This is a genomic window from Campylobacter devanensis (assembly GCF_002139915.1).
GTDB classification, from domain to species: Bacteria; Campylobacterota; Campylobacteria; order Campylobacterales; family Campylobacteraceae; genus Campylobacter; species Campylobacter devanensis.
In genome coordinates this window covers 1115627-1135619 of the sequence record NZ_CP018788.1, presented here as the reverse complement: position 1 = coordinate 1135619, position 19993 = coordinate 1115627, and the positions used below count along the sequence as shown (strand labels likewise).

Genomic DNA, 19993 nt, shown 5'->3' with positions numbered 1-19993 from the left:
TTTATTTTAAAATGTTTTTAGTTTAGTGAATTTGATTTTTGATTTGAATTTGTGTTTTAAATTAAAATTTAAAATATTGTTATGCTTACTCATAGTGTGATTTTTTGCGATTTGGACAATAGAATTTATAATTACAAAAGGGTAAAAAATACTAAATAAATTCAAATTTCTTAAAGTCAAATTTAGATAAAATCATACCTTATAGTTGCTAATTAAAATTTTGCAATGTCTTATAATTGTAGTAATAGTAAATTGATAATAGCATATTAAAACAAAAGGAAAAAAATGAAAATAACAAAATGGGCGATACCATTACTAATAGCCTCAAATCTAATAGCTGCAAATGATAGCTATATAATAGAAGCTGATGGAGAGTTTGGCAAGGAGTTAAAAGCCCTAGTAGAAAAACACGCCAAAGATAATAATCTAAGCGTAAAAGTATATGAAAATAGCAATAAGCAATCATCTAAATTTGAAGATGATGAAGATGATAGATTTATAAATATCGGTATAAATAAAAATGCTAATTATAACAGTGATAAAGGTAAAGAGCTATATGAGAAAAACTGCAAATCCTGCCACGGCGAAAAAGGCACTAAAAGGGCTATGTCAGTTTCAGAAAGATTAAGCGATATGAGCGGAGATGATATAGCTGACTCAATGGCTGGATATAGAGGTGATGCTCAGTATGGCGGTAGATTAAAGTATATAATGAGACCTATTGCTATTAGGATGAGTCTAAAAGATTTAGGCCATATCATAGCATATTTAAAAGGTGATAACGCCTTTGCCGTAGATGAGGATGAAAATGAAAATATCAAAACTACCCCAACTACTCAAGGTAGCTATTTAGAGTAAATCAATACAAAGGTAATAAAATAAAATTAGTTAAACTAAGCTTAGCTGCAATCGTAGCTGCAGGCGCTTTAACAAGTGTAGCAAACGCTATATCACTTGAAGAAGCTATTAAAAATGTAGATGTATCGGGTTATGCAAGATATAGATTTGATAGTTAAAATGCAAAACTAGCATCTTTTGAAGATACGGATAAACCTAATCATAAATTCAAATTTATTAAAGTCAAATTTAGATAAAATCTTGCTTTATAAATCGAAATTTTGTAGTAAAATATATAAAGGATACAAATGAAAAAGCTTTCATTAATTGCTTTGGCTGCTGCGGTGGCTATTAGCTCAGCTGCTGCTAAAGAGATTAAAATCGGTGTAGTTTTACCTATTACTGGTGCTGTAGCAGCATATGGTCAAACAGCATGGGCTGGCATTAAATTAGCTAACAAGCTAGAACCAACACTAAAGAATGGAGATACTATCACTCTAGTATTAGTAGATAATAAAGGCGACAAAGTAGAGACAGCTACAGCTACTACAAGATTAGTAAGCGAAGATAAAGTAAGCGGTCTAATCGGTGCAATGGTTACTGGTAACACTCAACAAGTATTACAAATCGCAGATGAAAAAAAGGTGCCTATGATAGCCCCAGCTGCCACAGCTGATAAGCTACTAGATCGTGCTAAATACGGTGCTAGAGTTACATTTATGGATTCATTCCAAGGGACTAGTTTTGCTTCATGGGCAGTAAGTCAAAATATGAAAACAGCTGTGTTAGTAGTAGATCAATCTACATCATATTCAATCGGTCTAGCAAGAGCCTTTAAAAAAGAGTTTGAAAAACAAGGTGGCAAGCTACTAAAAGAGTTAAAAATTAGTAGTGGCGATAAGGATTTTAAAGCGATAGTATCACAAATAAATAGCTTAAATCCTGATCTAGTGTATATGCCATTTTATCATCCAGAAGCTGCGCTACTAGTACGCCAGGCTAGACAAATAGGGGTAAAATCGCAATTTGCTAGTGGTGATGGTGTATCAAATGACACATTTATCGAGCTTGCTAGCGATGCATCAAATGGATATCTATATACAGATGCATTTGATAGCTCAAACCCACCAACAGCTAAATCAAAAGCCTTTGTAGAAGCATATGCAAAAGAAAATGGAGATAACAATGTCCCTGGATTTACAGCACTTGGTGCTGACTCATACTATTTAATGATAGATGCGATGAATAGATGTGCTGATGGGGCTGATAGAGAGTGCGTAAATAAAGAGATCAAAAATAGCAAAAACTTTGAAGGCGTATCAGGTATAATCAATATAGATAAAAAAGGCAACGCAGAACGCTCAATAGTAATCAAAGAGATTGCTGGCGGCAAAGCGATGTATAAAGATACTGTAAATCCTAAGTAATACTTTGAACTTTTACATAACAGGGGTACCCCACGCCAGTGGGGCTAAAGCCTTTATTCTCGCAACAAAGCCAGCGATAGTTAGTATCGCTGTGCCTTTATGTTGCTCGGGTTCTTTAGTGGCGACTTTGTTGCCACGCTAAAAGAACATTAAAATAAATTTCTATATAAGATAATCAACCTTATTAAATTTGGAATAAAAATTGCTTTACATACAAGAAATTATTTGAATTTACAAATAAAGGACTTGTATGAAAGCGATTAAAATATTGCTTCTAGCATTATTTATGGCACTTAGTGCACAGGCTGCTATGATTAAAGAGTTAGCTAGTGTTGTAGGTGTTCGTGATAACCAACTAATCGGTTATGGATTGGTTGTTGGTTTAAATGGCACAGGCGATGGTAGTAGTAGCGAATTTACCATTCAATCGCTATCAAATATGCTTCAAACGGTCAATGTCAAAGTCGATCCAAATGATATCAAATCTAAAAATACAGCTGCTGTTATGGTTACAGCAAAGCTTCCTCCTTTTGCTCGTCAAGGTGATAATCTAGATGTTACAGTTAGTTCCATTGGTGATGCTAAAAATTTAATTGGCGGAACGCTTTTGCTTACAGCACTTAAGGGTGTTGATGGTGATATTTACGCTCTAGCTCAAGGCGCTTTAACGCTTGGTGGCTCAACTGCAAAAGGCGGAAATCATCCAACGGTTGCAACTATAATGGATGGTGCTTTGGTTGAAAAAGAGGTAGTATATGATATCTATAATAAACCAAATGCAAATTTAAGTCTAAAAAATTCAAGCTTTCAAACTGCAATAGATATGCAAAATACTATCATATCTAAATTTGGTGCTGGTTCGGCAATGGCGCTTGATCCTAGAACCATTACTTTAACTAAGCCATCTGGTATTAGTATGGTGGAGTTTTTAGCTAGCGTGCTAGAGACTGATATGAACTATAAGGCTGAAGATAAGATTATAATCGATGAGCGTACAGGTACGGTAATAAGCGGCATAAATATCAAGGTTGAGCCTGTTATAATCTCCCATGGCGCTATTACAATTCAGATTGATGGAAGCGGATTTGATCCGGCTGCACCTGCTGCTGGTGATGTAGATATCGGTAATGTAGCGATTAATACTAATACAAACACAATTAAAATGAATCAAGGAAATGTCACAGTAGCTAATATCACAAGGGCTTTAAATAAGCTAGGCGCAACACCAAAAGAGATTATAGCAATTATTGAGAATTTAAAACGAGCTGGAGCGATCCAAGCTGGCGTGGAGGTGATATGATGAGAGTAGATACTAGCGCAGCACTTAGTGCGTATAATGCTGCAAGTACGCAAAATATAGGCAATACAAAACCTGTTGATGATGTAGCGCTTAGAGAGCAAACTGATGCTTTTGAGGCATTTTTGGTTAAGGAGGTTTTAGATATTGCATTAAAAAATGAAAATCCGCTATTTCCAGAAGATCCGGGCGATAAGATTTATAACTCTATGTATAATGATGCAATGAGTAAGGCGCTAAGTGGTGGATTTGGATTTTCTGAGTTGTTATATAATTTTTTAAAAGAGAGAGCCTAAATAAAAGTTGAATTTTTCCGATTTAGCTTAAATAAAATAATTAGCTAAAAAGGATTTACGATGATAGGTTCTATAAAAGCAGGTGCTATCTATAATAGCATCGTAACACCAAAAAACGAAGAGAAAAAAAACGAACAATTAACACAAACTCAAAGTAGTGGTAACTCTAAGATAAAAGAGCTAACTGCGATGATACAAAAAGGCGAGTATAAAGTAGATATAGACGCCCTTTCTAAAAAAATCGCAGATTCTTTGGTCTAAATTTAACTGCTTCTTTGAGTAATCAAAGGAGCAAAATATGGTAAAACACTATCTAGACGAGGCTATATCGGAGCTTGGTGAATTAATAGCAATCACTAAGCAAGATATAGAAAATATTCAAAAAGCTGACCACTCACATGTAGATGACCACAGCAAGAAAAAAACCGAATTAGTCCGAAAATTTGAAAAAACTAAATCTCAGCTTGATAATGAATTAGTCAAACTAGCTCAAGCTAATGCTGGCACAGATTTAGCTAGTATGTTATCTGATGAGATAAAAGATAGATTAGCTCAATTAAGAGACTCATTAGAAACTCTCCAAAAATTTAATAAAGAGTATGCTAAATCAGTAGTTGTGGTCAAAGAATTCTATGACTCACTACTAAAGACAATGCTAGGCGCACAAAATCCAAGCTCATATGGAGATGGGACAAAATCTAGCCTAGCAGATGCTGAAAAACTACTAAAATTAAGGATTTGATATGGGAATTTTTGATTCTTTATACACAGGCGTGAGCGGTCTAAATGCAGCTCAAATTCAAATTCAAGTAACAGGGCAAAATATCACCAATGTAAATAGTGATTACTATACTCGCCAAAGGGTGGTCCAATCAGCTGCTAATCCGCTTCATGCAACTCCTGGCGATATTGGGCTTGGAACTAGAGTTGATACGATTGTAAGGATTCATGATGAATTTACCTTTACTAAACTAAAAACTGCATCATCAAATAAAGAGTGTACATCTTATAAAGAGGATATTTTAAAAGAGATTACTCAAAGATTTCCAGATTTGCAAGATACAGGGTTGCTAAATGATATCCAAAACTACTATCAAGCGTGGAATAATTTTGCTTCTCACTCATATGAATCTAGTCAAAAAGAAAATTTGCTAAATATTACAAATACGCTAACTCATAGAGTAAATGATACTGCGCTTCAGCTACAGACTATACATAAAAGTATAAATGATGATATCGTAATAGCAGTAGAGGAGATAAATCGCTTAGGTCAGCAAATAGCAGATATAAATAGGCAAATTCAATCAGTTGAGGGTAAAAGTGGCTCAGTTAATGCTAATGATTTAAGAGATAAAAGAGACCAGCTAGAATCTACAATGGCAAATTTAGTTAATATCTCAACATTTAAAAATGATATTATGTCTGATAGTAGATATGGTGGTGCAATGACTGACCAAGGCAAAGATTATACTCTAGCAATTGATGGTATAACGCTTGTTGAAGGGGTAAATTTTCACCCATTAAAGCTAGATACGCAGGCTTCTAAAGATGGATTTGCTACTATATACTATGAGTTAAATGATGAAACTAGAGTAGAAATGAGTAATAAAATTACTAATGGCAAACTAGGTGCTATGCTTGATTTGCGTGGTAGAAACGTAGATGAGCATGGCGAATTTATGGATGGAACTATTACTGATTTTAGAAATAACCTTGATACATTTGCTCAAACTATGATTGTTCATACTAACAATATCTATGCGTTATCAGCTCAAGATAAGATGCATAGTATAGATTTAAAAGATATGGATAAGGATATGACGCTACAAAACTATAGCTCATATATACAAAGTGGGAGCTTTGATGTAGTTGTCTATAATGCTTCAGGGAAAGAGGTCGCTAGAAAATCTATAAATATCGATGCATCGACTACTATGAATGATACAACACAAGGAACATCAATCGTTTCGCAGTTTAATTCAAATGTCGATGGTAATGGCAATAATAATACAAATGATGATTTAGATGATTATTTTGAGGCGATTTATACATTTGATCCAAAAATAGGAATGGGAAAACTAGGCTTTATTCCAAAAGGTGCTGAGGGCGAATATACAATATCAATTGAAGATAATGGGACAAATTTTGCTGGTGTTTTTGGTATGAGTCAGTTCTTTGAAGGAACTAAAGCATCAAATATGCAAGTTGAACAAAGTCTAAGAGCTGATAGTTCTAAAATACAAGGTAGCAAAGCTCCAATAGATGGCGATAATACTATGGCAAATGAGATGGTATTGCTACAAACTAAACAAGTAGATTTTATCAATAAAGATGGCAGTATAAAAAATGAAACAATCAGCGGATATTATCGTTACTTAACATCAGATATTGCTGGTAGAACTGAATCGGTAATAGCACTAAACTCAACTAATCAATCTCTATATGCTAGTGTATATGCTGAGCATCAAAGCATTAGCGGGGTAAATATTGATGAAGAGTTATCAAATTTAATTCGTTTTCAAAGTAGCTATGGCGCAGCAGCAAAGATCATAACTACAGTCGATCAGATGTTAAATACGCTCCTATCTACAAAACAATAATGAATAGACTAAAACTCGCCCTAGATGATGAACTCTCTAGGGCAAATACTACAAATGGCCTTTATAGTGCTGCTGATCCACTTCAAATCGCTACTAAATTTAAAACCGATCCAGTAATAACGCTTATTTGTGCGCTTTTTGCTTATGGTAATGCTAGGGCAATTGTGAAGTTTTTAATTGGATTGGATTTTAATATTTTAAGCTTAAGCGATAAGGATATTTTAGATATTACTTTGGAGAAAAAATATATCTATAGATTTCAAAATAGCTTAGATGTGGCGCAAATTTTTGTAACGATGGCAAGAGCTAAAAGGGAGTTAGATTTAGAAAATATAATACAAAAAGGTTCTCAAAATAGTGCTATTATTTATGGTATAAATATGCTTATTAATGAAATTTATAGGCTTAATGAGTACCGCTCAAGTGGGTATGAGTTTTTCTTTGGTAAAGAGTTTAAAACTGAACCTAAAAGCCCATATAAACGCTATAATATGTGGCTTAGATGGATGGTAAGAGATAGTGATATTGATCTTGGATTATTTAAAAATATTAATAAATCAAATTTAATCTTACCGCTTGATACGCACACTCACAAAGTAGCTCAAGCAATTGGCCTATGTAGCCGCAAAAGCTATGATTATAAAGCAGCTAAGCAAATTACTGATAATTTAACTCTATTTGATCCAAATGATCCAATTAAATATGATTTTGCTTTATATCGCATAGGTCAAAGCGGTAATTTACAAAAATTTTTAGAACGCATAAAAGGGTAAATTTAATAAAAACTTGCTAATATAATAGCTAAAAATTAAGCGAGTAAAATATGGAAAATAGACTAAAAGAGTTAAAAAAAGTTACTAAAAAATTACAAATTTTAAATCAAAACCAAAGAGCAAATTTAATACAAAAAATAGCTGATGCAATAGAAAATAATATAGCTAAAATTATAGAAGCTAACGCAATAGATTTACAAAATGCTAAGGATTTAAGTCCAGCTTTGCAAGATAGATTAAAGCTAGATGAAGTGCGTATAAAGTCTCTTGCAGATGGGATTAGAGATATAGCAATGTTAAAAGATCCAATTGGTAAAATTCACGATGGCTGGAGTGCTAAAAGCGGATTAAAGATAGAAAAAATCAGTGTGCCTCTTGGGGTGATTGCTATGATATACGAATCTAGACCAAATGTCACAGCTGAAGTAGCCGCTCTTGCTATTAAAAGCGCTAATGGCTGTGCATTAAAGGGTGGCAAAGAGGCTATAAACTCAAATTTAGCCCTTGCAAGTATAATCAAAAATAGCCTAGGTGAGTATGGTGGCTGTATAGAGTATTTTGATATTAGCAGAGATGAGGTGCTAGAGTTTATTAGAATGGATAGATATATAGATTTAGTAGTTCCTAGAGGAGGGGAGGGGCTGGTAAAATTTGTAAGTGCTAACTCCTCTATACCTGTATTAAAGCATGATAAGGGAGTCTGTCATATCTATGTTCATAAGGCTGCAAATATTCAAAAAGCATTAGATATCTGCGTAAATGCCAAATGCTCTCGTCCAGGTGTTTGCAATGCTGCTGAGTGTGTGCTAGTTGATGAGAGTATTGCTGCTGATTTCTTGCCACTATTAAAAGCTAGACTTGATAAATTTAGTGTAAAAATTCACGGCTGTCAAAAGAGTGTTAATATAATAAATTGCTTTGAAGCTACAGACAAAAGCTATTATAATGAGTATTTAGATTTTGAGCTGAATTTAAAAATTGTAGGTAGTTTATATGAGGCGCTAGATCATATTGATGAATATAGTAGTGGACATAGTGAAGCGATTATAAGCGATGATTATGCTGCTTGTGAGGAATTTTTAAGCCGTGTTGATAGTGCGTGCGTCTATGCAAATGCTTCAACTAGATTTAGCGATGGGGGAGAGTTTGGCTTTGGCGCAGAGGTTGGTATTAGCACTTGCAAAATGCATGCTCGTGGTCCTGTAGGCGTAGATGAACTAACGACTTACAAATATATTATTAGAGGTCAAGGCCAGATTAGATAACTACTCTAGCCTAAAGGTGAAAAATTGGCTGTGATATTTGCTATCACCTAATCCACTATACTGTGTGATGGCTGCATCAATATTTCCAACTTCTTGATATAAAAATCCAAGTGCTAGCCTAGCCTCGCTATAGGTTGGGTTAGTAAGTTTAGCAAGTTCAAGATAAGCGATGGCACTATCAGGATGATTTGCCCCAATACTTGCAACGCTGGCTAAAAATAGCGTGTTTGCATCATCTTCTTTTTCAGTATTTACTAGCTCATTATAGATAGTATAGGCCTCTTCATAGTGTCCTGTAAATAGGCTTAAATATGCTAATGTGTGTAAAATATCCTTAGTATTATCAGATGAGATTTTTAAGTCTTTAATAATACTTTCACGCTCTATATTTAGCAATCCTGCGATTTGTAAAAGTTTAATATATTCAGTTTTGATAATGGTTGCACCGCCATAGAGAGTACCTTTATCTAGTTTGGTTGTTAGGAATTTAACCTGGATATCTTTAGCGTAGTTTTTGATATTTTTTACATCAAAACGAGTAACTGAGTAGATTATGTTAGTTAGTACATCGTTTGGTAGCTTTTGATTTAGCTTATCAGTAGCTAAGATTACAATATCATTTCTATCTGTAATATAGGCACATATAATATTAAATACGATATTTAACACGCTTTCATTATAGTTTTTATCTAGCCAATCATTTAGTGCGCCTTGATTTCCTTGGGTTAGCTGAATCATTGCTTTATAGATATTATCTTGGTCTAGATTTGTATCTGTATCCATTGTATCCATTACTTCTTTTGTAAGGCGCTTAGCATCTCTGCCTATCATTTTAGCAGCCATTATAGCGTATGCGCCAGCTATGTAGTTAGATGGGTCTAGGTGATAGCTAGTTACAAAGTGCTTATATGCTTGGGCAAAATCACCTAACTGAGCAAATGTAAGAGCTAGATTAAACTGAACAATTGAGTGATTTGGATATAGTTTTGTAATCTCTAAAAAGTCGCTATTAGCTTCTCTTAGTTTATTATTTAGTGCTTTAAAAATTGCTTGAGATAGCATTACATTAGCTTTAGATACTATACCACTAGTCTCTAGATACTCATCAGCTATACTACTTTCATCAACAAATAGGCTCAAGCCACCTTTTCTTATATATTCGATTGTTTGCTTAGGATTAAAGGCCTTGTATGGAGTGAAATAAAATAGAATTTGATAAAGGCTATTTTGGTCAAAAAATTTAGTTAAATCATAGTTATTTTGGGCTAAATTTATATCAAAAAGCTCTGGATTTAAAACTGTCTTAATAGGATATGTATCACGTACAAAAGTGGAGTTAAAATCATTTAACATTTTTAAAGTTTTAGCTGCTGAGCCAAATTCTCCTGTTTTTAAATCAATTAGAGATATGGCTAGATATGTTGATGGAGCATTTTTTTCATCAACTAGCGCTTTATTTAGATACTTTTTAGCCTCTTTATACTCTCCAAGTCGTGCATGAAGAAGTCCAAGAGGCAGGCTAATATCATAATCTTCAACTGCTTTAATAGCTTGAATAGCCTTTTGATCTTCGTGTAGGTAGCTTAGAATTTTAGATCTTAGATACTCTTTTTGGCTGGTATAATATTTTGAATTTGATAAATCTAAAGCATGTAAAGCTTCTATATAGTAGCCTCTATAGTAGTTTACAAGGGCATTATAAAACTCATATAAATTGACATCACTATCTCTATTTATAAAGGCATTAGCTAAATCAATATAGTATTCAAAAAGCCTTTCATCATTAATTTCTAGTGCGCAAACGGCTAAATTTATAGCACTTACGGCTATATTTTCATTATTAGCAATAGCATCTTTAAATGAATTAATCGCATCTTTAAATAGCCCTTGATTCATCTTTGATACGCCTAAGTTGTAGTTTGATAGAGATTCGTTATAAACAGCAATATTTTCATATATTTTTAGAGCTTCGGCTTTGTTCCCGCTCTCGTAGAGTTTGTTAGCTTTAATTAACATACTATCTATTTTTGAGCTTTGGAATTTTTGAGTTATGGTTGGCGGTGTGATAAGTTTTGGCTCTTCTAACTCTATAACTTGTGATTCTGGTTCATCTGAGCCAGAAAATGCCGCAATTAAAGCAGTAATGAGTAGAATAAAAATTAAAATGCTAGCGCCAATTAGCATTAAAAGCTTTTTGGTTAGTTTAAATTTAGATTTAGCCCCCTCAGACTCTTGAGGTGTCTCCTCCTTTGTCTCTTGCTTTTGCTCCTTGGCTCTCTCATCAGAAGACTCTATTGGAATTATATCTTCATTTGGGTCTTTTTCTTGGATTACTACTTCTTGTTGTTCTTTTAACTCATCTGCCATTTAAATTCCTATTAGAAATATTTTTTGAGCACTTCTGGAATGGTTATTGTGCCATCGCTATTTTGATAATTCTCCATTATAGCAATTAGCGTCCTACCAACTGCTAGGCTAGAGCCATTTAGCGTATGTGCTAAGATATTTTTCTTATCATCTTTATATCTGATTTTGGCTCGTCTAGCTTGAAAATCACGAGTATTTGAGATAGAACTAATCTCTCTATATTTGCCCTGACCTGGTAGCCAAACTTCTAAATCAATTGTCTTAGCCGCACTAAATCCTAAATCCCCACTACATAACATCATATGGCGGTGTGGCAAACCAAGAGCGCTTAGCATATCACTAGCACAGCTTACCATCTCATCTAGCATAGCTTCGCTTTGATCAGCTTTGGTGATTGCTACTAGCTCTACTTTTTCAAATTGATGCTGTCTTATCATCCCCCTAGTATCACGACCCGCACTTCCGGCCTCTTGCCTAAAGCAAGATGAGTAGCAAGTCATCTTAATAGGCAGTTTTTCAGCAGGGATAATCTCATCATTATAGATATTAGTTACAGGCACTTCGCTAGTAGGGATTAAATAGAGATCTTCTCCATCTACTTTATATAAATCATCAGCAAATTTAGGTAACTGTCCAGTACCATATAGTGTGTTAGAATTAACCAAAAATGGCACATTAACAAGCTCAAATCCACGGCTCATATTAAAATCAATCATGAAATTCACAAGAGCCCTTGATAATCTAGCCCCATCACCTCTAAGTACTGTAAATCTACTCCCTGATATCTTAGCCCCAGTAGCAAAATCTAGCCAACCAAGCGCTTCGCCCAATTCATGATGCTCTTTTGGCTTAAAGTCAAATTCTCTAGGACTCAAAACGCTCAATATACAGACATTATCATCTTCATCCTTACCTAATGGGACATCATAATCGATGATATTTGGCACACTTTTGGCTATTTTTTCTAAATTTAATTCTAGCTCACCTACTATGCCTAAGAGTGATTGAAGCTCTTTTTTGTTAGCATCTAGCTCTGATTTTAACTCGCTTATATCCTCTTTATTTTTAGCTTTTATGCCAAGTTCCTTGCTTTTTGCATTTTGTATGGCTTGGATATTTTCTAGCTCAAGCCTTTTTGATTTAAGGTTATTGTAAGCTTCTAAAAGTTTAGCTAGCACCCCATCATCTACTTTTTTGGCTTTTAATTTGGCATTTAATTCATCATAATTTGTCTCGATTAATCTTAAATTTATCATATTTTTTCCTTAGTAAATTCCCACAGCATCTCTTACTTTTGCCATAATCTCATCAGAGGTTTTTTTGGCCTTTTTAGCACCGTGATGTAGTATATCTATAATCTCATTTTGATTATTCATATAGTATTGAAATTTCTCTCTAGCAGGGGCAAAATAGTTCCATGTAAGCTCATTTAAATACATTTTAAAATGGCCATAACCTTCACCGCCTTTACTATATCTATCTTGTAAATTTGCTTGTTCTTGTTCATTTAAAAATAGTTTGGCAATTGCGTAAATATTGCAGTTTTGCCAATCTTTTGGCTCTTCTAAAGGAGTACTATCAGTTACAATTGAGCTACACTGTTTTTTTAGTGTTTTAGCATCGCTGAATATATCAATTGTATTTTTATAGCTTTTACTCATTTTAGCTCCATCTGTACCTGGTACGGTAGCTACATTTTGAGCAACTTGTGCTTCAGGTAGAGTAAAAATTTCTCCATAAGCGTTATTGAATTTAAGTGCTAAATCTCTAGCTATCTCTACATGCTGAATTTGATCTTTGCCTACTGGAACTTTTTGAGCATTAAATAATAATATATCAGCAGCCATTAATACTGGATAACTAAACAGCCCGTGATGAGCCTCTAATCCTTTGGCAACCTTATCTTTATATGCGTGTGCTCTCTCTAATAATCCCATTGGAGTAAGCTGAGATAGTATCCAGTAAAGCTCTAATACATCTTTGATATCACTTTGCACCCAAAATGTAGAACGCTGCGGATCTATCCCTAAAGATAAAAAGGCAGCCGCAGCTTCTAATGTATTGGCTTTTAGGCTTTTTGCATCGCTTAGAGATGTCATTGCGTGGTAATTAGCTACAAATATAAACATCTCATCATCGCTATTATTTTGTTTTTCAATCATAGGTTTAATGCTAGCAAAGTAGTTGCCTAGATGAAGTTTGCCAGAGGGCTGAAGTCCTGTTAGAGTTCTCAAATTTTATCCTTTTAGATGTTTGCGATTTAGTAGTTTAACGATTTTAGCAGCTACTTGCTGTGGAGTTTTATCCTCTACATTTATGATAAGATCAGCTTTTTTAGCATATGCTTCATCGCGCTCTTTATGCAAGGCTTTGGCTCTATTTAAGTCGCTTAGAAGTGGTCTTTTGGCTAGTTTTTTATCTGCATTTGGAGCAGCTTTTATGCGTTCTATTATCTTATCAAAATTTGATTTTAGATATATTACGGTGCCAATTTTATTTAAATTTTTAACCTTATAAAATCCACCACCAGTAGAAATTACTACTCCATTTACCGATTTTTCTAGAAATTTAGCTAAATTTTTCTCTATCTTTCTAAACTCAGCCTCACCATCTTCTTCAAAAATTTTTTTAATTTTTTTATTAGCAAAGCTCTCTATTAAATCATCTCCATCAATAGCAAAAACTCCCATTTTGCGTGCTAAAACTCTAGCTACGCTACCTTTGCCAACACCCATAAATCCTATTAATATTATATTTTTATATGTCTGTCTCACTTTTACCCTTGTTTTTTGGTATTAGAACTACTGGAGTCCCATTTAGATTAAATCTCTCTCTAAGCTTATTTAACAAGTATCGCTTATAACTAAAGTGTAAAGATCTTGGTTTATTCATTACCAATGCAATTTTAGGAGGCGCAAACCCAAATTGAGCCGCATAAAAAATCTTTACAATCTTACCATGATCTCTAGGAATCGGGTGAGTTCGCACAGCCTCTTCTATTAATGCGTTTAGTTCAGAGGTTTTAATCCTTTGTGTGTAGTTTTGATATATCTCTTGGATTAAAGGGTAGAGCTTGTGGATTCTCTTGCCACCAAGGGCTGAAACGCTTATAATTGGAGCGTAAGCTAGGAATTTAAATCTATCTCTAATCTCAAAGGCTACCTTATCAAACCCATCATGATCCTTATCCCATTTATTTAGTACAATGATTACGCCAAGCTCAAATTTGCCAACTAATCCAGCTATTCTCTCATCAAGCTCAGTAAATGGCTCACTAGCATCTAAAACTAATAGCGCTATATCTGCTATTTCTAAAATCTTTTGAGTGCGATTTAGAGCGTATTTTTCTATACCTTCTATCTTTCCGCGCTTTCTAATGCCAGCGGTATCGACAAACTCAAAAACTCTATCATTATACACAAAGCTCTCATTTACCGGATCAATTGTTGTGCCAGCAATACTACTAACTACGGAGCGATTATCATTGACAAGTGCATTTAATAGGCTTGATTTACCTACATTTACACGACCTACGATACCGACTTTGATGTTTTTATTTTCATAATCTATGGCTTTATTATCAAGGTCTAGTTCGCCTTGTTCATTAAAATCTTCTAAAAACTCATCAAAATCATCAGTATCGAATTTTAAATTTGCTTGTGGTAGCTGCTTGTAAATCCACTCGCACAGCTCATCAACTCCACTAGCGTGGCTTACAGAGATATTAAATACTACGCTAGCACCAAATTCATTAAATTCCCAACTACGCTCTTCATCTTTTTTGCTATCTACTTTATTTATTACTAGCGCTATTGGCTTATTTAGCTTTAATAAACTATAAAATAATTTTTTATCTGCATCATCTGGTAGCATCTTTCCATCTACCATAAATATTATTATATCAGCACATTTTGCAGCATTTAGAGTATTGTTTTTGACATTGATAAAAAGCTCATTACTATCATCTATTCCACCGCTATCTATGAGTACGCAGCTTTTATCATCGATTTGAATTTGAGTTTTATTTGTATCTCTGGTAGTGCCGCTAACATCGCTAGTTATGGCAATTCTTTGCTTTGCTAGACGATTAAAAAGCGAGCTTTTGCCGACATTTGGACGGCCTACTAGTATCACTTCCTTCATGAGTTTCCTTGAAAATTATTGGGATAGATTATATCTAAAAGCGTATTAAGCATTTATAAAATTGGAATTTGAGAATGCAATTTTTAGACATTTATGCAGAAAATCAAAATGATTTTTTATAAATTTCATATAATAGGTTTTAAAATATTGCATATTATAACAAATTTAGTTGTTACAAAATAGGCTTTATATAAGTATTATTAGTAACTGTAATAAGTATGGCAATTTATATTAATTTACTTTTTAAATCAACAGTAATTGCAAATTTAATACTATAAAATACTGATTAAATGAATAGAGCTTAAATTTTGTAAATTAATATTTATTAAAGATCACTATAATTGTTAAATCAATAATATTATTGTAGTAATGATTAATTTGATAGATTAGAGTAAAAAAGATTATCATTTAAAATTTATATAGCAAATAACTTACTAAAACAACCAAGACATTTTAAATTTTGAATGAAAAAGATGGCGCGGCGGACGGGGCTCGAACCCGCGACCTCCGGCGTGACAGGCCGATATTCTAACCAGCTGAACTACCGCCGCACCTAAATTTAAGAATAAATGGTGGTCGCTATAAGACTCGAACTTATGACATCCACCTTGTAAGGGTGGCGCTCTACCAACTGAGCTAAGCGACCTTGCAATGGCGACCCTTGCAAGATTTGAACTGGCGTTTTTGCACAGAGAATGCAATGTCCTGGGCCGACTAGACGAAAGGGTCTAATAAAAAGTGGTGTCCTGTGTTGGATTCGAACCAACGGCCACCTCCTTAAAAGGGAGATGCTCTACCGGCTGAGCTAACAAGACACGAATGGCGCGGCGGACGGGGCTCGAACCCGCGACCTCCGGCGTGACAGGCCGATATTCTAACCAGCTGAACTACCGCCGCACCTAAATTTAAGAATAAATGGTGGTCGCTATAAGACTCGAACTTATGACATCCACCTTGTAAGGGTGGCGCTCTACCAACTGAGCTAAGCGACCAAAGTGGTGTCCTGTGTTGGATTCGAACCAACGGCCACCTCCTTAAAAGGGAGATGCTCTACCGGCTGAGCTAACAAGACACTTAAAAAATGAAGTTGAATTATACAAAAAATATTTCTATTTGTCAAGGCATAAAAGTAAATTTTAGCTAAAATTTGTTAATTTTTTTATTTTAGCTAAAATTTGGATACAAAAGTAGTCAAAATCACTACAACTATGTTAAATTTAACTATTTTTTTGTTAAATTATTATCTTTGTTGACTTTGTTGTTGTCTTTTTTAGTTGGTTTTTTATTTTCTTTGTTTAGACTTTTTAGATTTGTTGTATCAGTTGCACCACTTGTAATTAGATCTATTTTGATATTTTCGTAAATTTTATCACCTATTCCAGAGACATTTTTAATCTCATCAATACTATTAAATTTGCTTTTTTGTCTGTATGATATAATTGCTTCGGCCTTGCTTTCGCCAATACCTGGAAGCTCCATTAGCTCATTTTTACTAGCTGTATTAATATTTATGGCTGCCCACATCATACTTGCACTAATTGCAACTATAGCTAACGCTTTCATTAACTCTCCTTAAAGTAAAATAACTTTATTATATCAAATTTTTAGTATTTTTGTGGAAAAATTAATTAAAATTAGATAAAATTTAACTAATTTTTTACCATATTTATTTTTTGGTTTAAGTTTATATTTTAAATTATTAAATTTTTAATAAAAAGCTTCAGTTGAAATTATAATTTAACGTCATAATATTGCAAATTAAAAGATTATTATGCTACGCCCATGATAATAAAATTTGATAAAAAGATATTTTGTAGCAAAATAGGGCGTAGCAAAGTTGTTATATTTCTTGTGATTTTATAAATTTATCAATTAGCTCAAGCTGTATATCTACACTATAATCACTTGTTCCTCCAAGGCTTTTTCTAGCCTCTTTAGAACTTTCTAGCGTTAAAAGTTCTAAAACATCGGTACTAATATTAGGCTCTACACTTTGTAACTCATTTAGACTTAACTCACTTAAATCTTTGCCAAGACTTTCAGCTAAGGCAACACATTTACCAGTTATAAAGTGTGCTTGACGGAATGGAATAAACTTTTTCTTGACCAAATAATCAGCTAAATCAGTAGCGCTTAGGTGTCCAATTTTAGTTGCTTTTAACATATTTTCTTTATTAAATTTAATTTCTTCTATCATCGCATTTAGTATAATTAGTGAGTTCTTGGCATTTTTTACGCTATCAAATACACACTCTTTATCCTCTTGCATATCTTTATTATAAGCTAGTGGTAGAGATTTCATCGTGGTTAATAAAGAGATTAGATTGCCATAGATTCTACCAGTTTTACCTCTAATTAACTCAGCTACATCTGGGTTTTTTTTCTGTGGCATTATGCTTGATCCAGTGCTAAATTTATCACTAATTGTAATATATCCAAACTCACTGCTACTCCATAAGATTAATTCTTCGCACAATCTAGAGGTGTGGGTAAATACTACGCTAAGATTAAATAATAACTCTAATGCAAAATCTCTATCACTTACACTATCCATCGCATTTGGCGTAATACCATTAAAGCCTAATTCATTAGCAACCATCTCACGGTCAATTGGGTGTGGTGTTCCAGCCATTGCACATGATCCAAGTGGGCTTAGATTGTTACGCTTGTGGCTACTAATAAGCCTATCATAATCCCTACTAAACATAAACGCATAGGCTAGTAAATGATATGCTAGACTAACGGGTTGAGCGTGTTGGAGATGTGTAAAGCCTGGCATTAGGGTAGATTTGTGTTCTTTAGCGATACTATTTATAGTTTTAATAAGATTTAAAAGTAGTTTAGCTAGATCTAAATTTGCTTCTAAAACAAAGAGTCTAAAATCAAGAGCGACTTGGTCATTTCGGCTTCTTGCAGTATGTAATTTACCGCCAAATTCAGCTCCAATAATTTGGCTAAGTCTTTTTTCAACTGCCATATGTATATCTTCATCAGCTATGTTGAATTTAAATTCTCCATTTTCTATCTCAGATTTTACTTGATCTAATCCTTCTAAGATTTTATTTACAGCCTCATCTTCAATGATTTTGCATTTACCTAGCATCTTTGCGTGAGCTTTTGAACCAGCAATATCTTGAGCATATAGCTCTTTATCAAATTCAATCGATGCGTTAAAAGCTTCTAATAGCTCACTACTAGCCTCGCTAAATCTACCTTGCCACATTTTTTGCATGAAAAGAATCCTTAATAAAATAATAAAAATAGTAGAATAATCCGCCCAAAATAGGGCGGAGTAGGTTAGTTTATAGGGCCAGCCTTAGCAAATTGTACGCCTTCAGCTACATCCTCATAACGTTTAAAGTTGCTAATAAACATATTAGCTAGATTATCCCTTGCAGCGATATATTCATTTTTATCAGCCCATGTGTTGATAGGATTTAGCAGATTAGTTTCAACACCATCAAGTGATTTTGGTATAGCTAGATTGAATTTTTCAAAGTTTTCAAATTCGCATTTTTGTATGCTACCATCTAAAATTGCGTTGATACAAGCACGGGTAGCTTTGATACTCATTCTTTTGCCTACGCCATACGCACCACCGCTCCAGCCGGTATTTACTAGATAGACATTTACTTGATGTTTGTCTATTTTTTCGCCCAATAGTCTTGCATAAACGGTTGGATGAAGCGGCATAAATGGCTCACCAAAACAAGCTGAAAAAGTAGCTTGAGGTTCAGTAATTCCACGTTCAGTACCAGCAACTTTTGCTGTATAACCACTTAAGAAGTAATACATAGCTTGTTCTTTTGTAAGTTTTGATACTGGAGGAAGTATCCCAAAAGCATCAGCTGTAAGGAATATAATATTTCTTGGGTGTCCAGCTTTTAGGCTTGGTTCGTGATTTGGAATGTGTTCTATTGGATAGCTTACACGAGTATTTTCTGTTTTTGAGTCATCACTATAATCTACTATGCCATTTTCATCTATACATACATTTTCTAATAGCGCATTGCGTTTGATAGCAGCATAAATTTCAGGTTCGCTTTTAGGATCTAGGTTGATACATTTTGCATAGCATCCACCTTCAAAGTTAAATACCCCTTCATCATCCCAGCCATGCTCATCATCGCCGATTAGGGCTCTATTTGGGTCAGTTGATAGAGTTGTTTTACCTGTTCCGCTTAATCCAAAAAATAGAGCAGTATCGCCATCTTTGCCTACATTTGCCGAGCAGTGCATAGATAGTTTATTTTCTAATGGTAGCCAGTAATTCATCATAGAAAATATACCCTTTTTCATCTCGCCACCATACCATGTACCGCCAATAACTGCGATATTATCTTCTATATTAAAGATTACGAATACTTCTGAGTTTAATCCATCTTTTTTATACTCATCATTTACGCATTTGCAAGCGTTATATACCACAAAATCAGGAGTGAAATCAGCAAGTTCAGACTCGCTTGGGCGGATAAACATATTTTTGACAAAGTGCGCCTGCCATGCTACTTCAGTTACAAATCTTACGCTTTTGCGACTTGCTAGGCTAGAGCCACAATATGCATCTTGGATATAGATATTTTTACCACTTAGTTGGGATTTTGCTTTAGCAAGGAGTTTATCAAATGTCTCTTTTGTCATAGGTTGATTAACTTTACCCCATGCTAGATATTTATTACTTGGATCTTGATTTACAAAATACTTATCTTTAGGACTGCGACCTGTGAAAATTCCAGTATCCACACTAAAGGTTCCATTATCTGTGACACAACCTTCATTGTTTGCTTTCTCATGAGCAAAAAGCTCATCATAGCTTAGATTATGATAAATCTCTTTGATATCACTTAAGCCTAGCTTATCTAAATCCTTTATCATATTTTTACCTTTTTATAGAATTAAATTTGATGTTCAATTTTAGTATTTTTTAGCTTAATCTTTGGTTTGATTTTGTAAAAGATTTGTAAATTTTAATAATAAATTTTATAATT

Annotated in this window: 17 protein-coding genes, 7 tRNA genes and 1 pseudogene; 10 read left to right on the top strand and 15 right to left on the bottom strand. The window is 34.1% G+C overall.

What is annotated here, in order from left to right:
• The first annotated feature begins 285 nt into the window (after positions 1 to 285).
• From CIGN_RS05650 to CIGN_RS05605, 10 genes and pseudogenes are all read left to right on the top strand, one after another.
• The gene (locus tag CIGN_RS05650) at positions 286 to 858 is read left to right on the top strand and encodes a c-type cytochrome (protein WP_086302709.1); all 573 of its coding nucleotides are present in this window, start codon (positions 286 to 288) and stop codon (positions 856 to 858) included.
• Between the two features lie 20 nt (positions 859 to 878).
• A pseudogene (locus CIGN_RS08125) lies at positions 879 to 1013 on the top strand (major outer membrane protein); the annotation flags it as partial.
• 132 nt (positions 1014 to 1145) lie between these two features.
• Positions 1146 to 2264 (top strand): ABC transporter substrate-binding protein, encoded by a 1119-nt coding sequence (locus CIGN_RS05640; RefSeq protein ID WP_086224073.1) that lies wholly within the window; start codon positions 1146 to 1148, stop codon positions 2262 to 2264.
• Between the two features lie 250 nt (positions 2265 to 2514).
• Positions 2515 to 3564 carry a flagellar basal body P-ring protein FlgI gene (locus CIGN_RS05635; RefSeq protein ID WP_086224074.1) on the top strand — a complete coding sequence of 350 codons (1050 nt, stop codon included), beginning with the start codon at positions 2515 to 2517 and terminating at the stop codon, positions 3562 to 3564.
• Positions 3564 to 3857, top strand: a complete 294-nt coding sequence (locus CIGN_RS05630) for a rod-binding protein (RefSeq protein WP_179186957.1) — start codon at positions 3564 to 3566, stop codon at positions 3855 to 3857. The genes CIGN_RS05635 and CIGN_RS05630 overlap by 1 nt, the downstream gene beginning before the upstream one ends.
• A gap of 60 nt (positions 3858 to 3917) precedes the next feature.
• The gene (locus CIGN_RS05625; RefSeq protein ID WP_086224076.1) at positions 3918 to 4118 is read left to right on the top strand and encodes a flagellar biosynthesis anti-sigma factor FlgM; all 201 of its coding nucleotides are present in this window, start codon (positions 3918 to 3920) and stop codon (positions 4116 to 4118) included.
• 37 nt (positions 4119 to 4155) lie between these two features.
• A complete protein-coding gene (gene flgN / locus CIGN_RS05620; RefSeq protein ID WP_086302707.1) occupies positions 4156 to 4599 on the top strand; it encodes a flagellar export chaperone FlgN in 444 nt (147 codons plus the stop codon).
• 1 nt (position 4600) lies between these two features.
• Positions 4601 to 6457, top strand: a complete 1857-nt coding sequence (gene flgK / locus CIGN_RS05615; protein WP_086224078.1) for a flagellar hook-associated protein FlgK — start codon at positions 4601 to 4603, stop codon at positions 6455 to 6457.
• Positions 6457 to 7230 (top strand): TIGR02757 family protein, encoded by a 774-nt coding sequence (locus tag CIGN_RS05610; protein WP_086302704.1) that lies wholly within the window; start codon positions 6457 to 6459, stop codon positions 7228 to 7230. Before flgK ends, CIGN_RS05610 begins: the two co-directional genes overlap by 1 nt.
• Before the next feature lie 50 nt (positions 7231 to 7280).
• Positions 7281 to 8495 (top strand): glutamate-5-semialdehyde dehydrogenase, encoded by a 1215-nt coding sequence (locus tag CIGN_RS05605; protein WP_086302702.1) that lies wholly within the window; start codon positions 7281 to 7283, stop codon positions 8493 to 8495.
• Here CIGN_RS05605 and CIGN_RS05600 read toward each other — a convergent pair whose 3' ends face one another.
• The 15 genes from CIGN_RS05600 to pckA form a co-directional block, all read right to left on the bottom strand.
• Positions 8496 to 10862: a tetratricopeptide repeat protein gene (locus CIGN_RS05600; RefSeq protein ID WP_086302700.1), complete on the bottom strand. Its 2367-nt coding sequence runs from the start codon at positions 10860 to 10862 to the stop codon at positions 8496 to 8498. It lies immediately after the preceding gene.
• Positions 10863 to 10873: 11 nt separating this feature from the next.
• A complete protein-coding gene (gene serS, locus CIGN_RS05595) occupies positions 10874 to 12118 on the bottom strand; it encodes a serine--tRNA ligase (protein WP_086302698.1) in 1245 nt (414 codons plus the stop codon).
• Between the two features lie 9 nt (positions 12119 to 12127).
• Entirely contained in the window at positions 12128 to 13096 is a 969-nt protein-coding gene (gene trpS, locus CIGN_RS05590) for a tryptophan--tRNA ligase (RefSeq protein WP_086224083.1), read from the bottom strand.
• A gap of 3 nt (positions 13097 to 13099) precedes the next feature.
• Positions 13100 to 13636 carry a shikimate kinase gene (locus CIGN_RS05585; protein ID WP_257789248.1) on the bottom strand — a complete coding sequence of 179 codons (537 nt, stop codon included), beginning with the start codon at positions 13634 to 13636 and terminating at the stop codon, positions 13100 to 13102.
• On the bottom strand, positions 13620 to 15005 hold the full coding sequence (gene der, locus CIGN_RS05580) for a ribosome biogenesis GTPase Der (RefSeq protein WP_086302696.1): 1386 nt from the start codon (positions 15003 to 15005) through the stop codon (positions 13620 to 13622). The genes CIGN_RS05585 and der overlap by 17 nt, the downstream gene beginning before the upstream one ends.
• Positions 15006 to 15479: 474 nt before the next feature.
• A tRNA-Asp gene (locus tag CIGN_RS05575) sits at positions 15480 to 15556 on the bottom strand.
• 19 nt (positions 15557 to 15575) lie between these two features.
• Positions 15576 to 15651: transfer RNA gene (locus CIGN_RS05570), tRNA-Val, on the bottom strand.
• A 6-nt stretch (positions 15652 to 15657) separates the two neighbouring features.
• Positions 15658 to 15734, bottom strand: a tRNA-Glu gene (locus CIGN_RS05565).
• 10 nt (positions 15735 to 15744) lie between these two features.
• Positions 15745 to 15820: transfer RNA gene (locus CIGN_RS05560), tRNA-Lys, on the bottom strand.
• Positions 15821 to 15825: 5 nt separating this feature from the next.
• Positions 15826 to 15902 (bottom strand) — tRNA-Asp (locus CIGN_RS05555).
• A 19-nt stretch (positions 15903 to 15921) separates the two neighbouring features.
• Positions 15922 to 15997, bottom strand: a tRNA-Val gene (locus CIGN_RS05550).
• A gap of 4 nt (positions 15998 to 16001) precedes the next feature.
• A tRNA-Lys gene (locus CIGN_RS05545) sits at positions 16002 to 16077 on the bottom strand.
• Between the two features lie 149 nt (positions 16078 to 16226).
• Positions 16227 to 16568 carry a ComEA family DNA-binding protein gene (locus tag CIGN_RS05540; RefSeq protein WP_179187348.1) on the bottom strand — a complete coding sequence of 114 codons (342 nt, stop codon included), beginning with the start codon at positions 16566 to 16568 and terminating at the stop codon, positions 16227 to 16229.
• 277 nt (positions 16569 to 16845) lie between these two features.
• Positions 16846 to 18237 carry an argininosuccinate lyase gene (gene argH / locus CIGN_RS05535; RefSeq protein ID WP_086302694.1) on the bottom strand — a complete coding sequence of 464 codons (1392 nt, stop codon included), beginning with the start codon at positions 18235 to 18237 and terminating at the stop codon, positions 16846 to 16848.
• A 65-nt stretch (positions 18238 to 18302) separates the two neighbouring features.
• Entirely contained in the window at positions 18303 to 19877 is a 1575-nt protein-coding gene (gene pckA, locus CIGN_RS05530; protein ID WP_086303213.1) for a phosphoenolpyruvate carboxykinase (ATP), read from the bottom strand.
• Positions 19878 to 19993: the final 116 nt, after the last annotated feature.

Excerpts from the sequence above, each read along its gene's own strand:
- CIGN_RS05650 (WP_086302709.1), top strand. The coding sequence starts at position 286 with ATGAAAATAACAAAATGGGCGATACCATTACTAATAGCCTCAAATCTA.
- CIGN_RS05640 (WP_086224073.1), top strand. The coding sequence starts at position 1,146 with ATGAAAAAGCTTTCATTAATTGCTTTGGCTGCTGCGGTGGCTATTAGC.
- CIGN_RS05635 (WP_086224074.1), top strand. The coding sequence starts at position 2,515 with ATGAAAGCGATTAAAATATTGCTTCTAGCATTATTTATGGCACTTAGT.
- CIGN_RS05630 (WP_179186957.1), top strand. The coding sequence starts at position 3,564 with ATGAGAGTAGATACTAGCGCAGCACTTAGTGCGTATAATGCTGCAAGT.
- CIGN_RS05625 (WP_086224076.1), top strand. The coding sequence starts at position 3,918 with ATGATAGGTTCTATAAAAGCAGGTGCTATCTATAATAGCATCGTAACA.
- flgN (WP_086302707.1), top strand. The coding sequence starts at position 4,156 with ATGGTAAAACACTATCTAGACGAGGCTATATCGGAGCTTGGTGAATTA.
- flgK (WP_086224078.1), top strand. The coding sequence starts at position 4,601 with ATGGGAATTTTTGATTCTTTATACACAGGCGTGAGCGGTCTAAATGCA.
- CIGN_RS05610 (WP_086302704.1), top strand. The coding sequence starts at position 6,457 with ATGAATAGACTAAAACTCGCCCTAGATGATGAACTCTCTAGGGCAAAT.
- CIGN_RS05605 (WP_086302702.1), top strand. The coding sequence starts at position 7,281 with ATGGAAAATAGACTAAAAGAGTTAAAAAAAGTTACTAAAAAATTACAA.
- CIGN_RS05600 (WP_086302700.1), bottom strand. The coding sequence starts at position 10,862 with ATGGCAGATGAGTTAAAAGAACAACAAGAAGTAGTAATCCAAGAAAAA.
- serS (WP_086302698.1), bottom strand. The coding sequence starts at position 12,118 with ATGATAAATTTAAGATTAATCGAGACAAATTATGATGAATTAAATGCC.
- der (WP_086302696.1), bottom strand. The coding sequence starts at position 15,005 with ATGAAGGAAGTGATACTAGTAGGCCGTCCAAATGTCGGCAAAAGCTCG.
- CIGN_RS05540 (WP_179187348.1), bottom strand. The coding sequence starts at position 16,568 with ATGAAAGCGTTAGCTATAGTTGCAATTAGTGCAAGTATGATGTGGGCA.
- argH (WP_086302694.1), bottom strand. The coding sequence starts at position 18,237 with ATGCAAAAAATGTGGCAAGGTAGATTTAGCGAGGCTAGTAGTGAGCTA.